The 15,681-nt window shown below is 47.7% G+C and carries 9 protein-coding genes and 1 pseudogene; 9 read left to right on the forward strand and 1 reads right to left on the reverse strand.

Going from position 1 to position 15,681, the window contains the following annotated elements:
* Positions 1-298: 298 nt before the first annotated feature.
* Entirely contained in the window at positions 299-1,948 is a 1,650-nt protein-coding gene (locus tag ACLD72_RS00640) for an S-layer homology domain-containing protein (RefSeq protein WP_410995151.1), read from the reverse strand.
* A gap of 430 nt (positions 1,949-2,378) precedes the next feature.
* Between ACLD72_RS00640 and licT the strand changes: the two genes are divergently transcribed.
* From licT to ACLD72_RS00685, 9 genes and pseudogenes are all read left to right on the forward strand, one after another.
* Positions 2,379-3,212 (forward strand): BglG family transcription antiterminator LicT, encoded by an 834-nt coding sequence (gene licT / locus ACLD72_RS00645; RefSeq protein ID WP_410995150.1) that lies wholly within the window; start codon positions 2,379-2,381, stop codon positions 3,210-3,212.
* A 153-nt stretch (positions 3,213-3,365) separates the two neighbouring features.
* Entirely contained in the window at positions 3,366-5,261 is a 1,896-nt protein-coding gene (locus ACLD72_RS00650; protein ID WP_410995148.1) for a beta-glucoside-specific PTS transporter subunit IIABC, read from the forward strand.
* A gap of 47 nt (positions 5,262-5,308) precedes the next feature.
* A pseudogene (locus tag ACLD72_RS00655) lies at positions 5,309-5,567 on the forward strand (family 1 glycosylhydrolase); the annotation flags it as partial.
* Between the two features lie 300 nt (positions 5,568-5,867).
* A complete protein-coding gene (locus ACLD72_RS00660) occupies positions 5,868-7,685 on the forward strand; it encodes a sensor histidine kinase (protein WP_410995147.1) in 1,818 nt (605 codons plus the stop codon).
* Positions 7,686-7,723: 38 nt separating this feature from the next.
* On the forward strand, positions 7,724-9,307 hold the full coding sequence (locus ACLD72_RS00665; RefSeq protein WP_410995145.1) for a response regulator: 1,584 nt from the start codon (positions 7,724-7,726) through the stop codon (positions 9,305-9,307).
* Between the two features lie 161 nt (positions 9,308-9,468).
* On the forward strand, positions 9,469-10,374 hold the full coding sequence (locus tag ACLD72_RS00670; RefSeq protein ID WP_410995143.1) for an ABC transporter permease: 906 nt from the start codon (positions 9,469-9,471) through the stop codon (positions 10,372-10,374).
* A 2-nt stretch (positions 10,375-10,376) separates the two neighbouring features.
* Complete coding sequence (locus tag ACLD72_RS00675; protein WP_036624111.1) at positions 10,377-11,246, forward strand: carbohydrate ABC transporter permease; 870 nt, start codon at positions 10,377-10,379, stop codon at positions 11,244-11,246.
* A 19-nt stretch (positions 11,247-11,265) separates the two neighbouring features.
* Positions 11,266-12,849 (forward strand): ABC transporter substrate-binding protein, encoded by a 1,584-nt coding sequence (locus tag ACLD72_RS00680; protein WP_410995141.1) that lies wholly within the window; start codon positions 11,266-11,268, stop codon positions 12,847-12,849.
* Between the two features lie 109 nt (positions 12,850-12,958).
* Complete coding sequence (locus ACLD72_RS00685) at positions 12,959-15,628, forward strand: glycosylhydrolase-like jelly roll fold domain-containing protein (RefSeq protein WP_410995140.1); 2,670 nt, start codon at positions 12,959-12,961, stop codon at positions 15,626-15,628.
* The last annotated feature ends 53 nt before the right edge of the window (positions 15,629-15,681 follow it).

Genomic DNA, 15,681 nt, shown 5'->3' on the forward strand with positions numbered 1-15,681 from the left:
CGGTTCCCATTGCGCTTGCTTTGTCGTAAGTTTCGAAATTTCATGCAGAATGATCACTTGGCGATTTGCGTTCATTTGGTTTCCTCCCATACGGAATGATTTTAATGGTTTATGCGTTAAAATATGAAGTCCAGGGGACGGCTTCGAGTGCGGAATAACTTAACTTAACTTAACTTAACTGTTCATTCTTCTATATGCCGATGGAGTTACGGCCGAATACATGCGGGAATTTAGCAAAACAAAAAACCTGCAATTGTGCAGGTTTTAAGCAAGCTTCAATTGTACATTTCCATTTTACCTACCTCATACTGGCCAGCATTTCCACAAACTTGGTTGCTTCCGCCCCGGTCACGAACCGATTCGGCGCAAAGCGGGTTGCGGAATCACCGTTCAGGATCCCTGCCGCAACGGAGCGTGCAATCGCTTCGGAAGCCCAATGCCCGCTCGGCACGTCGCTGAACTTTGCCGCGCTTGCCGAAGAGGAGGCCTGCTCCAGTTTCGCATTCCGCACGATATTATCGGCGATCGCCGCAAGCTGCGCCCGTGTCACGGCCAAATCCGGGGCAAACAGGCCGCCGCCGATTCCCTTCATGATCCCGGCCGTCGTATTCTGACGAATAGCCAGATCCTGAGGCGAATTATCAGTATCCGTATAAATATCGGTGCCGATCACCTCGGCAAGGTTCAGCCGGTCCGCCAATAACGCAGCCAATTCCGCGCGTGTCACCTGAGCATCCTGCTGCAGAGAGACCGCTGCGGCAGCTGGTTTTTTCTGCTCAAATAACCAAGCCAGCATGTTCTTATCGTTAAATACGGGCACCCAGGAACAGTGTCTAAAATCTCCGTGCAGCTGTTGAGAGGCCATAAACGCATCGTCATAAATGCTCAGCTTGGCCTGCTTGTTGCCCAATCCGGTCAATGCCTCATACGCCAGCGTACTCGTCCGGCTATCCGTGATCGGGTCATTTTGTGCGTGCACGAGCCATACCGGCACATCCGCCAGATCCTTCAGTTCCCGCTTAAACGTCTCCACGGAACCGGTGTAATCGGCTACAGCGTCTTTCGCCGCAACAACAATGGAGCCGGCAAACAGCCCGGGATACTGCATCAGGAAACGAAGCGCGCCGCCTCCGCCGCTGGACACGCCTACAACATAAATCCGGTTCGGGTCCACCTTGCCGGAATCGACAAGCTCCCCGATCAACTCCGCCTGTACCTCAAAATAGTCCCGCATCAGCGAAAGTTCTTCGGGATTGTTATAGATTTTCCAGCCATAGTTTTTGGGAAACTGTACGGCGAGTACGGAAGTATCGTAACCCGAGTCTAGCCAGGCAACCGCGCCTTTGTTCTCGGTAAGCTGTTTCAGATTGTCCGCACCGACCTCGCCGCCGCCGTGCAGCCATACAATCAGAGGTTGCGGGGCCGCAGAATCGGTCAGTTTTAACCGATAGCTCAACTTTTCTCCGTTAGCGCCTGTATATTCCCCTGCGGTAAAATCATCGACCGTCCGCGTCTTCACCGTCGTTACGGATGCCTGATTAAACGACAACTCCGGGTAACGTTCGTTTGTCACGGAAAACGCGGAAACCGGCCCCCCAGGATATTTAAATGGCTTTACTTTAAGGGATAAAACGTTTTCATGCCAGCTCAATTCAACCCCGTCATCCGTATAATCCGCTTGCACTGTTTCGTTTTTCTCGTTCACCGGATATCCGTCGTAGTTGCCGGTAATCTCAAAATCGGATGCTTTCAAATCGGCATATTCGCTCGCATTGCTTACTTTCAGATCAAACGATTCAACCATCCTTCCCGTATCGCCGATATACGTGTTTGCCGTAATTTGCCCAGGTGAAGCCGCTTCGGCTTTCGCAGGCAGCCCACCGGTCAGTATGGTGCCGATCGACAATACTAACGTTAGCATCAGACCTGTACCCTTTTTCAATTTCATCCTACGTACCTCCAGTTGCAAAGTTGTGTTATTTTTTACATAGCGAGTCGGATCAGGCCGTTTAAAATGAAAAAAACCTAACCCGAACCGACATGGAAAAAAATCCAATGCCGAGTCGATTTAGGTTTTGCCCGAGTAAACGGTTACAATCCACATCGTATGTACATGTAAAACCATACATACGAACATTAAAAAAGTCAACAACTTATTTATCCCATCTCTGCTAAAATGAAAGTGTCCGAATCCAAATTTTGATATCATTTTTTACTTGAAAACGTTCTCCACATTTTATATAATGACCATACAATTTATTTTAGGGTTGTTACTGCGTTGCAGGCAAAGCCTAAACCAATCCGTGCTAGATTATATTTAGTGGGGGATTAGTTTAGGCTTTTTTTTGTCAGCAAAAAAATATAAAGTGGGCGAACTCATGAGGATTAAAAAAATATTTAACAATAATGTTGCATTGGTTGAAGGACCTAATCGATCTGAGATCATCGTTATTGGAAAGGGGCTGGCTTATCAGAAAACTCCAGGTGAAGATATAGATCCGACAAGAATTGAGAAGACGTTCGTGATGGAGACCAAAGAATTATCTGAGCGGCTATCTGCATTGCTGAGTGAGATTCCACCCAAGCATCTAGAATTGACAGATCAGATCATCCGTTATGCAAAAAAAGATCTAAAGGCCTCCTTTAGCAATAATATCTACCTGGCTCTTACAGATCATATTAGTTATGCAATCACTCGCCATACAGAGGGATTGAGTATTAAGAATGCGCTGCTCTGGGAGATACAGAAATTCTATCCGAAAGAATATCACACAGCAATGCATGCTTTACACTTAATTGAAAAGGAAACAGGGGTCAAGCTGCCTGATGATGAAGCCGGTTTTATCGCGATGCATTTTGTGAATGGACAGCAGGATGGCCAGGAAATGGAACAAACCTTAATGGTAACCCAGATGGTTCAAGAAATACTTAATATAGTAACTCTCTACTATGGAATTAAGTTGGATGAAGAATCGTTAAATTATAGCCGCTTTGTGACTCACTTGAAATATTTTTCGTATCGCACGCTGCGTCATGAATCAATTCCTTCAGAGGATGACGAGCTGTACGAACAAGTTAGTGCCAAGTATCCCGAAGCTTTCGCCTGCAGTGAGAAGGTAAGGGCTTATTTAAAGGATAAGTACCAAGTTGAGACAACCAATGCCGAAATGGTCTATTTTATGCTCCATATTAGGCGAGTGACCAGCAGATAATTATCCTATAACAATAAATAACAGGGTTGTTACCATTAGTTGGGCAAAGCCTGGATAAGTGATAAGTGTACTGGCCGTCCAGTGTGCTTCATCACCTGTTCAGGTTTTTTTATTTTATATATACAAGAATGAGGTCTAGAGGAGAGAGTGCAAATGAAATACGAAGATTTAGCCAAGGATATTGTGCAGAATATTGGGGGAGAGGAGAACGTAACGAATCTTGTCCATTGCGCAACACGATTGAGATTTAATTTGAAAGATAATCGATTGCCCGATAAAGAGAAGCTGAAAAGCTTAGAAGGTGTCCTGTCCGTCGTAGAAAGTGGCGGTCAATTCCAAGTGGTTATCGGCAATGACGTTGCACACGTGTATCAAGAGATTGTGAAAACCAGTAAATTGGGAGCGGGAAATTCCGCATCAACGAATGCAGATCAACCTAAGGAGAAGATTCTGTCCAGAATTTTTGCGGTGATTTCCGGAAGCCTGTCTCCCCTTTTGCCTGCCATGGCCGGAGCAGGGATACTAAAAGCCTTTTTAACCCTGTTTACAACCTTTGGATGGGTATCTGCGGAAAGTGGGACCTACCTCATTCTGGCTGCAGCAGCTAATGCTGTCTTCTATTTCCTGCCTATATTTCTGGGCGTTACTGCAGCGACCAAATTTGGAGCCAATCCTTATGTAGGCGGAGTTATCGGTGCAGCATTAATGGAACCTAACTTTACGGGACTGTTAGCTAACGGAGATAAGACCTCTTTTCTGGGCATCCCGGTAGTCTTGATGGATTATTCATCAACCGTCTTTCCGGTATTTGTAGCCATTTGGATTTTCTCTTACGTGGAGAAATTTTTAAAGAAAATCATTCATAAAGAGCTTCAAACGTTCTTGGTTCCATTGTTGTCTTTAGCCATTATTGTGCCACTTACTGCGATGATCTTCGGTCCGTTTGGTGTATATATCGGAAATGCGATAGCGGATGGGATCAATTATCTTATGGGAGTAAGCGGGCTATTAACCGGTGCTGTTATTGGCGGGTTAATCTTCTTCCTTGTTGTATTTGGTCTTCATTGGGGCATTATTCCGATCGTGCTGGCAAATCTGTCGAAAGGAACCGATCCCATCCTTGCGATGTGGGCAGCTTCTAACTTTGCAATGGCCGGGGTGGCGCTGGGAGTATTCCTGAAATCCAAAGAGAAGACGCTGAAATCAATTGCGGGCTCCTCTACGTTAAGTCTGTTGTTAGCGGGCGTTTCTGAGCCGACGGTCTATGGTATCTTACTGCGCTTTAAGCGCACAATGCCATATGTTATTATTGCCGGAGCTATTGGAGGAGCGATTAACGGGGGATTCCATACGTATGCTACAGCATTTGTTTTCCAAAATATTTTCTCCATCGGTGCATTTAAACCTGTTAGTTATTATTTAATCGGGATTGCCGCTGCTATGGGCATTGGTTTGGTTCTGACGATTCTTTTCGGATACCAGGACAAAAAAGCTGTTTCAGTGACTGAAGCAAGTGCTGCAGCTCCTGCTGCAGAAGGGCAAGCTGTTCCGGCGAAAGCAAGTTCAAACTCTACAGGGGGTTCGCCGGTCTTGAAGAAGGAGGTGCTTCTCAGCCCATTAACTGGAGATGTGAAATCCTTGACTGAGGTTCCTGATCCTGCCTTTGCAGAAGGTGCTATGGGGAAAGGGATTGCCATTGTTCCAAGTGTTGGCCAAGCCGTATCGCCAGTGAACGGTACGATTGGTACCATCCTCAAGTCAGGTCATGCTGTAGTTCTGCTATCCGAGAATGGAGCGGAAGTACTTATTCACATTGGAATCAATACGGTGCAATTAAAAGGGCGGTATTTCACCCCTCGGGTTAAGGAAGGAGATCAGGTCCGCAAAGGGGATCTATTGATTGAGTTTGATCTGGAGAAAATTAAGGAAGCCGGTTACGATCCGATCACTCCAATTATTATCTCGAATACCGACGATTATTTGGATGTTATTGAAACAACAAGCTCATCGGTTACAGCCCAAGATAAGTTGCTGACGCTTGTTGTCTAACACAGGCGGCGGAATTATCGTCTATTTGGAAGAAGGCGAAGTGATTATACCGTTTTAATTATTTGTGGGAGCATCTCTCTGAGGTCGCTAAAGCCATTCAGGATGGTGTCGATTTAATTGGATACACACACAAGCTGGGAGCCAATTGACTTGATCAGTGCCTCTACTGGAGAAATGAAAAAACGTTATGGATTTATTTATGTCGATAAAGATAATGCAGGCGAAGGAGGCATAAGAAGGATAAAAAAGAAAAGCTTTGCGTGGTACAAGAAGGTAATTGCCTCAAATGGGTCTGATATAGAATGAGATAATTCAGACAACAAAGCCGTCCTTAGTTAAGGATGGCTTTGTTGTCTGCAAGAGTAATATATAATCATCGTGTGTATCACGTGCTTAGCTGTAAAATTATGTAGAACCACCCCGCTTGAGCCGATCTTAAACCAGCCTTAAAGGCCGTTTAAGAGCTGTTTGCATTGGATATCCCCAAAATGACCTGGCAGGAACTTAAAACAGTCCTCTTTATGTTATTTTTATAAGAGATATAATTAAATTTTGAAAGCGGATACAATTAATGTGGTAAAATGATGGAGGGGGGAGGGCTGGGATATGGAGCATAATCATTGGATCCGCAGGGCAGCTTTGAGAATAAAAAACATGAAGTTCCAAAATAAATTAATGTTAGGATACCTGCTCATTTGCGTCATTCCGCTCATTAGTGTAAGCGTAATCATCTTCCGCCAGTCGGCAGTGGAACTGGAAGAATCCTCTCAAGAGTTCGCGGCTCTGTACACGTCCCAGATCCGAACTTCTTTGAATGAGCTTATGAAAGAATACGATAAGGTGACCAAGTCGGTGCTCATCGACGGCGAACTGATCTATAAGCTCGGGGACGAGCGGAACAGGTCGATGGATGAATTGATTTTACAGAGGGTGGCCGTCCAGCGGTTGCTCATGCGGGTCGCTTTGCTTAAACCGGAGATCGGTACCGTGATGCTGGTCAGCCGCGATAACGCCGTGTACCAGTATACCACGACCACAAACGTGGTCCACGAGAACGCACTGTTATCCCAGAATTGGTTTAAGCGGCTCCGCAGCTCCGATGAAACTTTTTTTATTACCGGGCTGCATGATCGTTCCTATTACGATGACAACGGAGAGGGAGCCATGGTGACGGTGGGAAGAGTCCTTCTCAACTCGGATGGGGCCTATGCGGGGATCCTGCTCATTGATCTGGACCCGTTTGCCTTGCTGCAGCTTGATCAAGATTTTGTCTCGGCTCGGGACAAATACGGGATGAGCGTCACCATAAGCAATCGCCATGGAGAAATCGTCTATCAATCCGACGCCGCCAGCGGCCGCTTGTCCTGGCAGCAGGTACTCACGTCCAGTGGGACTTATATTAAAGATAAAGGCGGCAAGAACAGGATTATATTAACGGGAAACACCGAACTCGGCAATTTGTTGGTCAGGACGGAAATCCCCCGCGAAAAGCTCCTGTCCAAGATCAATCAGATCCAAGGGGTGACCGTGATCGTGATCCTGGCAAGCTGTTTGATCATCGCACTCATGTCATTTGGATTAAGCTATACAATCACGAGGCCGATCAAGGCGCTCCGTAAAAGCATGAAGCAAGCGGAAATAGGCCAATACCTGCCCATCGAGAAAAAGCAGGCCAATGACGAGATCGGCAGCCTGGTCAATAGTTACAACAAGATGATCGTAACGATCCGCACCTTGATTGAGGATGTGTATATCGGGGAGATTAAGCATCGCCGAGCCAAGTTCATCGCGCTCCAGAACCAGATCAACCCGCATATGCTGTACAACACCTTGGAATCCATCCGCATGAAGGCGCTGGTGAATGATGATGAGGAGACGGCCGGCATGATCAAAATTCTGGCTCGTATGTTTAGGCTTGCTTTGGGGAAGGAAGGCAGGCAGCATTCAGTGAAGCATGAACTGGAATATACGGCGAATTATGTGCAGCTCCAGAACCTAAGGTTCGATAATAAGTTCCTTCTGGATATAAGAATTCCCGAGGACATACAGCAATGCAGCATCATCCCCCTGGTTTTCCAGCCGATCGTGGAGAACAGCATTAACCATGGGTTCGAAGACTACAGTCAGACTATGAATATCGCGATTGAGGGATTTTGGACGGAAGAAGGCGAGATCCTGATCCGGATTACGGATGATGGAATCGGCATTCCTGAGGCCAAACAAAAGGAGCTGCTAGCTTTGTTGGAGGCGGCCGGGTCAGATAAATACAAGCTGCATGTGACGGATGAACCTGCCGGTAAAGGGTTAGGCTTAAAAAATATCGCAGAACGCATCAAGCTTCATTATGGAGACCGGTATTATCTGATGATTCGTCCTGGAATCGGGCAAGGGACGACGGTTGAAATTTTAATCCCCAAGATCTGAGATGCTGCTTGTGCGAAATGAAAAGCGAGGTGCCTGGGATGAAGCTAATTTTGGTGGATGACGAGAAAGGGATTGTGGACGGCCTAAAAAAAATAATAGGCCGCTATATCCCGGATTGTGAGATCGTCGGTGCAGCTTATAACGGTTTGGAAGGGGTCCAATTAATTCAAAAACGGCACCCGGACATCGTGATAACGGATATTCGGATGCCGCAGGCGGATGGCCTGGAAATGATCAAAATGTTGAAAAGTGCGGGCAACCCGGCCAAATTCATTCTTTTAAGCGGGTATGCCGACTTCGAATATGCGCGAAAAGGCATGCAACTGGGGGTCCAATTCTACATCAACAAGCCGGTGGAGGAAGAGGAGCTTCGTGACTGCGTTTGTCAGGTCATGGAGGACATCCGGGCGGAAAGGGCTAAACTTCAGGAAGTGGTCGACTTGAAGCAGGAGGCTCATAACCTGATGCAGGAAAATGTATTGCGGGACATCCTTGATAACGGCAACGATAGCGCGGTTGATGTGAAAGAAGCCCTGAGGATCGCCGAAATACAAACGGAAGGTGTCCGGTTCATATGTGCCTTGCTGGAATTCGACGACGGTCTCGGTTGCTTGAAAGAATTCGGTCTCAGGCCGGTGTTTCAGCAAATCGATCGGGCCCTGGAGCGGTACAGGGCAGTATATCGATTCCGGTATTCCGGATCTCAGGTGGCCGTTGTAATTGCCCATGACAGGACTACCGCGTACGAGGAACTGATTCGTGCCATAGATGGCCTAAGGGATGCAATGTTCCGGGAACTGAATCTGTCCATCACCGCCGGAATCGGTACTTTCCAGGAACGGGCGGCGGGAATCGTCCGGTCTTTTGAGGAAGCCCGCTATGCAGTAAGCTACAAAGTCATCAAGGGGGAGGGGGCTGTGATCCCTTATCCCGAAACGATCAATCTGACGGGAAGGCGCCATCCCGTTCCTGAAGCATTGATTAACAAACTGGAAGCAGAGCTCGACAATATGAATGAAGAGGGATGTGTCGCCATCATCCGCGAGATTTTCCGGGGCATGGAAGCTCAGCAAGGGATGAGTCCCACGGATCTCCAAGTGCATTGTATAAACATCCTTTTATCAAGTGTGCGGAAGATGTCGTTTCAGCAGCTGCAACAGAATGACTTTCTGGGACGCAATATCCTGTCTCTGGAGGCCATCTCCAGCTTCCGAACGCTGGAGCGCCTGGAGAAATGGATGATTCAGGTCATTCGGTGCATCATTGTGTTTAAGGTAGAGCATAATGTGCCCAAGAAGAAGAATATCATCGCCGAAATCAAGGAATACGTATCGCAGCATTACAATGATCCAATCACCCTTGCGGAACTGGCCTCCCGGTTTTTTATCAGCCCTTATTATTTAAGCCAGTTATTCAAGCAAAAAACTGGGGATACCTATATCAATTTTCTGGCGCAGGTTCGGATCGGCAAGGCGAAGGAACTGCTGGAGCGAACGGATCTGAAGGTTTATGAAATTTGTGAGCGGGTAGGGTACTCGGATACGCAGTATTTTGCGCGGCTGTTCGAGAAATTAACAGGTTTAAAGCCCAGCGAATACCGCAAAAACCAATCGCGCGCTTAAATGAAACTTGTAGTTAGCCACTCCGAGCAGGAGTGGTTTTCAATTTATCCTTAAAAATGGCCTGGTTGGAACTTAAAAACGACCGATTGGCGATGGTTGCCCCCGATTGTATAGTGAAAGTGTAAGCGAATTCAACAACCAGATATCAAGGGGGGAAACAATTGAAAGCAGTTGCATTACACCGGATGAAGGTATATTGGCCGCTGTATGTGATGGCGATTCCGGGAATCGTTTTTCTGATTGTGTTTAAATTCATTCCGCTGGCCGGTTCTGTAATCGCCTTCAAGGATTATTCGGTTTTCCGGGGTTTCATTGATAGTCCTTGGGTAGGTCTCAAACATTTTAGCACCTTGCTTCACCATCCGGACTTTGCCCGAGTGTTCGGCAATACCCTGACGCTGGGATTTTTCAAGCTCGTACTGATTTTTCCGGTGCCTGTTTTGCTGGCGCTGATGATCAACGAGATTCGAAAATCGGCGCTGAAGAAAGGAATCCAGACCGCGCTGTACATTCCGCACTTTTTGTCTTGGGTGATCGTGGGCGGTATTCTCTTCGATTTCTTTGCGATAAGCGGTTTGTTTAACATTGTCATCGGGTGGTTTGGTCATGAACCGGTGTTGGCCATGCAAGAAAGCGCATACTTTCGGCCTGTTTATGTGCTCGCTTCGATATGGAGGGATGCCGGGTGGGGAACCGTGGTGTATATGGCCGCCATTAGCGCGATCGACCCGCAGCTCTATGAATCGGCGATGATCGATGGCGCCTCCAAGTTCAGGCAAATCCGCCACATTACCTTTCCGCTTTTGCTGCCGACCGTACTGGTGCTATTTTTGCTTGAGATCGGCAATTTCCTGGATCTTGGCTTTGATCAAGTGTATAATCTGCTCACTCCGATGACATACAACGTAGGGGATATCCTGGATACGTACGTATTCCGGACGGGCATTCAGCAAGCGCAGTACAGTTTCGCCACGGCGGTAGGGCTGTTTCAATCGGTGATCGGGTTTATTATGGTGTACACCTTCAATAAGTTGTCTAAGAAGGTTTCGGATGGGGGGCTCTGGTAGATATGGCTGAATCAAGAGGGGAAAAAATATTTGGTACGGCAATAACTGTCCTGCTTATCCTGTTTTCTATTATAGCGATCATACCGCTCCTGTCCGTGATTGCGACCTCGTTTAGTTCCAGAAGTGCTGTCGATATGAATCTGGTAACGTTATGGCCGAAAGAGTTTACGTTAGACTCATGGAAATACATTATTGATCGTCCCGACTTGTGGAAATCGTTTTTCCTGACGCTCGGTACGACGTTAATCGGCACGGTGTTGGCGCTCCTGATGACCGCCTTGTTCGCCTACCCGCTGTCGAAGCCCGAATTCCGCTGGGGTTCCGTGATTATGGTGCTAGTTGTGATTGCCATGATCTTTAAAGCGCCGATTGTGCCTTATTTCCTGACGGTCCGCGGCGTTGGCCTTTATGATAATCCATTGGTCCTGGTCATACCGCATATTCTGAATCCGTTCAATTTAATCATCATGAGGACCTTCTTCAAGCAATTCTCCAAAGAATTGGAGGAGGCCGCCTTTCTTGAGGGCTGCGGATATTTCCGGATGCTGTTCCAGTTCGTGCTTCCGCTATCCAAGGCTGTATTGGCGACCCTTGCTTTATTCTACGGTGTGGTGTTATGGAATCAGTTCCAGCATCCGCTGTTCTTCTTGCAGAATCCGGACTGGTTTCCGCTACAGATTAAGATCCGGCAGTTCATCACCGACGGCAACGTGATTATGGCCGGTGCCCCGACCACGGCTGATCTTAACTATAACGAGCGGACCTTAAGAGCGGCGACCGTGATCTTTGCGATCATCCCGATCATTCTGGTGTATCCTTTCCTGCAGAAATATTTCGTTAAAGGAGCCATGATCGGCTCCGTAAAAGGGTAATTAAAAAGGGGGAAACAGTATGAAACTTAAAAAGATCGGTCTATTGCTGGCGACAAGCATCCTTGCAATAGCAACAGTATTAACGGGTTGCGGCGGAAACAAAAACGCTGCCGAAGGTTCAGCGGCTGCGAACCAGAACCAGACTTCCAGCGGAGATGAAGTTGTCGATATTGAAGTGTGGGGTACCAACATCGGATATAAACCGATCACGAAAGGCAGCAAGCTGTATGAATTTTATAAAGAAAAGCTTGGCGTCGGCGTCATTCATCCGTATGTGGAATGGAATGGGGGCACCAATTATCTGAATCAGTTGAACCTGAAAATCGCCGCTGGAGAAATGCCGGACCTTTTCTTGCCCAAGGAAGGCATTGAAGACAGCCTAGCCAAAAATGGCGCCATTGTGGATCTGACTGATCTGTTGCCTCAATATGCGCCCAATTTATGGAATGCCATTCCGCAGGATATGTGGGATATTGTTAAGGCCAACGATCCTACCGGTCAAGGGAGAATCTACTATATTCCTGGTTTGGTGGATTATGGGAGATATGCCGGTCTGATCCGCCAGGATTGGCTCGACAAGTTGGGGCTGCAGATGCCGAAAACCCAAGACGAATATGTTAAGGTTCTGGAGGCGTTCAGGGACAAGGATCCTAACGGCAACGGCCAGAAGGATGAGCTTCCGACCGGCGGCCGGGAGGAAGCGCGTTGGATGGATCATTTGTTCGCCATGTACGGGGTAGCCATGTTCGAAGGTTATCCGGACTGGGACATTTATGACGGTGAGCTGACTTATTCCGCGGTGACTCCGAATATGAAAGCGGCTCTGGAGTTCCTATCCAAGCTGTACAAGGAAGGATTAATCGACAAGGAATCGCTGTTGAACACCAAGGATAAGTGGGACGGCAAGATTCATTCGGATAGGGTAGGAAACTATTTTCACTGGGTAGAGTCAGGCTATCTGCCTTTGGAAAATTTATATAAGAACACCGGCGTGAAGGCTGAATTTTCCGTACTCCCCATACCGAAAGTCGAAGGCTATGAAGGATTCTATACTTGGAAAAGATTTACGCCACCGGCCTGGGTGGTCAAGAACAACAAGGATGAGAAGAAGCTGATGGCCACCATGAAGCTGTTGAACAATATGTACGATAGGAAAAATTGGAAGGATCTGTACCTTGGTGTGGAAGGAATGCACCATACCCTGAAGGATGGCAAAGCGACCTTGCTTCCGGACGACAAGAGCACGCAGGAAAACCGGATTCTCGATCCGTATGCCAAAATATCCACCCTGGATTTCATGATCGATCTGAACAAGAGTACCGCTTCAGAAGATCGAATGTGGGCCATTGATCAAGTGAACCGGAATATGCAGGAAGCTCAGAAGTATGCCAAAATCATCGCCGGTGACGGCATGCCGGCCAGCGTCTATGACGGCTACCCGGACATTAACAACCGTACGCTGTATGTGGAATACGCCACCAAGATCATTATCGGCCAATATCCGATCAGCAAGTTCGACGAATTCGTCGATAAGTGGTATCAATCGGGCGGCGAAGAAGTGACGAAGCGTGCCAGAGAATGGCATGCGAAACTGCAGAAATAAATTTTTTATCATGATGATCCGCCCGGCATTCATTTGAAGTCGGGCGGATATTTCCATCTAAGCTGCGGCATCTGAAAGGGTTGAAACTAAGTTGAAACAGGGGGCTATTATGAACAAACGTCTACAAGAAGTGCTTGAGAACCGAGAACAAAATTATATTCTTCCATTTCTCTGGCAGCATGGCGAGGAGGAACAGGCGATTCGGGAAGAGATGGCCCGTGTTCATGAATCCGGAATCGGCGCCGTTTGCGTGGAGTCCCGGCCTCATCCGGATTTTCTTGGACCGAAATGGTGGAAGGATATGGACATTATTATGGAGGAAGCCCGGAATCGGGGCATGAAGGTATGGATTCTTGATGACGATCATTTTCCAACGGGACATGCGGGAGGCAAAGTGAAGGAGGCTCCCACAGAGCTTCATCGCATATTTTTGGGTGAACGTTATATCGATACCATCGGCCCTGCCCAGGGGACGTCACTGTTAGTGGATACTTTATTAATGTGCGGGCTTCGGCCAACGATCTCGCAGCCCCAACACGCGAGCGGCAAAAATAAGCTGGTTTCAGTGGTCGCGGTCCGCCGCGATCCATCTGATGGAGCATTGCTGGGTGACTGTGTCGATTTAACTGACCTTGTGCATGACGGTATCCTTTATTGGGATATTCCCGAAGGGTATTGGCGAATATTTATTATTTCGGAGAATAAGGATGGCGGTAGTAAGGCCCAGGAAGATTATCTGAACCCATTGGACCGGGAATCGGTGCGCATTTTGCTTGATACGGTGTATGAAGCTTTTTACGAACGGTACAGGGAAGATTTCGGAAAGACGATTGCCGGTTTCTTCTCGGATGAGCCAGGATTCTACAATGATCCGGCAACCTTTGATTTCAATTCTAAACCAGGAAAACAGGGAGTGCCGCTACCCTGGAGCCGGGAGATGCCGGCCCTGCTTGAGCAGGCGCTGGGCGAGGATTACCGTAAATGTCTATATCTTCTCTGGCAGGATACGGGAGAACAAGCCAATATCGTACGGTACACCTATATGAATATCGTCAGCAAGCTTTATGCGGAAAACTTCTGCAACCAAATCGGAACATGGTGCAGAGCCCGCGGGGTAGAATACATCGGACATGTTCTTGAAGACAACAACGTTCATGCCAGGCTTGGTTCCGGCACCGGACATTTCTTCCGCTCGCTTTGGGGACAAGACATGTCGGGCATCGATGTGGTGCTGTGGCAGATCGTCCCCGGCTTCGATGAATTGCCTTTCCGCAAGCCGACGGGGGAGACGGATAGTGAATTTTTCCACTATGGCCTCGCCAAGCTTGGTGTATCTCTTGGACACATCGATCCGAAAAAACAAGGCCGGACGATGTGCGAAATGTATGGGGCGTATGGCTGGGCGGAAGGGCTAAAGCTGATGAAATGGCTCACAGATCACATGCTCGTTCGCGGCGTCAATTATTTTGTCCCGCATGCCTTTACCCAGAAAGCTTTTCCGGATCCGGATTGTCCGCCGCACATGTATGCGGGCGGGAAAAATCCACAGTACCGCTACTATAAGCATTTAAATCGATATATGAATCGGATCAGTCACCTGATTTCGGGCGGAAGGCACGTGGCGACAACAGCCGTTCTATATCACGCTGAAGCCGAATGGTCCGGGGAAGCAATGTATTTTCACAAACCTGTGAAAAAATTGATGCAGCATCAGATCGACTGCGACGTTCTTCCCGTCGATGTTCTTTTGGAAACGGCTAGCGTGAAAGACAGCAAGCTGACCGTAAATCGCGAGGATTACGAATGTCTGATCGTGCCCTATGCAGAAGTGCTTCCGGCGGCGATGGTTCGGCGTTTGGCGGAGTTTGCCGAACAAGGACTGGCCGTTCGCTTTGTTGACGGGCTGCCTTTACGATCTAGTGAGGGGAGTGATATTTCTAGCGAACTGTCATGTCTAGCCGATCACCGGAATGTGAAGCGTGCGGCCTTAGACCAGCTGGCGCAAGACCTTATTGCAGAAGGATATTACGATGTTAGAGTAGACAAATACGAGCCGTACCTGCGGAATTATCACTACTGTCATGATGGTTTGGATGTGTTTATGTTCTTTAACGAACACCCGCATCAAACCCTATCCACGAGGATAATTTTACCTGTCCAAGGTGATGTTTATGCATATGATGCGTTCCTGAATCGGTTGATTGATTTAAATGTAAGTATGGAGAACGGAGCGAAAGCAGTGCAGCTTGTCCTTCATCCGTACGAGTCTATCGTTCTGCTCCATGGACCTGACCTGGAAGGCTATGCTGCACTCCCAAGGCATACCGCTCTGGCGGAGCTTGAGCTTCATGGCGAATGGACGGTTTCCACCGCTGATTCTGAAACTTATCCTCATTTTAAGAAGTGGGGAAAACTGACGGCTCTGACGAATATGAGCAGACCTGATCATTTACCCCGATTTTCAGGTACCTTCCGTTATGAAACGGAGTTTGAATGGGATGAAACCGAAAACCATGTTCTGCTGGATTTGGGTGAGGTTTACGAAACGGCAGAGGTGTGGTTGAACGGCGATCAAGCAGGGGTACGCATCTGTCCTCCATACCGGCTAGAGATCAATGGCCTTATAAAGAAGGGCAAAAATAAGCTTGTCATTGAAGTTACGAATACGTTGGTGAAGGATCAGCGTGACTTCTTGTCGGCCTTTGCGCAGCAGGAACCAAGCGGGCTCATCGGGCCCGTCCAGGTGAAAAGTATGTTCATGTCCGAGAATCGAAAATAATCAATTTATTGAGCTACTGGACTCAAAAGGTATAGATGATTAAAAAACATCAT

The organism is Paenibacillus lacisediminis, assembly GCF_046567315.2.

Excerpts from the sequence above, each read along its gene's own strand:
- ACLD72_RS00675 (WP_036624111.1), top strand. The coding sequence starts at position 10,377 with ATGGCTGAATCAAGAGGGGAAAAAATATTTGGTACGGCAATAACTGTC.
- ACLD72_RS00640 (WP_410995151.1), bottom strand. The coding sequence starts at position 1,948 with ATGAAATTGAAAAAGGGTACAGGTCTGATGCTAACGTTAGTATTGTCG.
- ACLD72_RS00660 (WP_410995147.1), top strand. The coding sequence starts at position 5,868 with ATGGAGCATAATCATTGGATCCGCAGGGCAGCTTTGAGAATAAAAAAC.
- ACLD72_RS00650 (WP_410995148.1), top strand. The coding sequence starts at position 3,366 with ATGAAATACGAAGATTTAGCCAAGGATATTGTGCAGAATATTGGGGGA.
- ACLD72_RS00680 (WP_410995141.1), top strand. The coding sequence starts at position 11,266 with ATGAAACTTAAAAAGATCGGTCTATTGCTGGCGACAAGCATCCTTGCA.
- ACLD72_RS00685 (WP_410995140.1), top strand. The coding sequence starts at position 12,959 with ATGAACAAACGTCTACAAGAAGTGCTTGAGAACCGAGAACAAAATTAT.
- licT (WP_410995150.1), top strand. The coding sequence starts at position 2,379 with ATGAGGATTAAAAAAATATTTAACAATAATGTTGCATTGGTTGAAGGA.
- ACLD72_RS00665 (WP_410995145.1), top strand. The coding sequence starts at position 7,724 with ATGAAGCTAATTTTGGTGGATGACGAGAAAGGGATTGTGGACGGCCTA.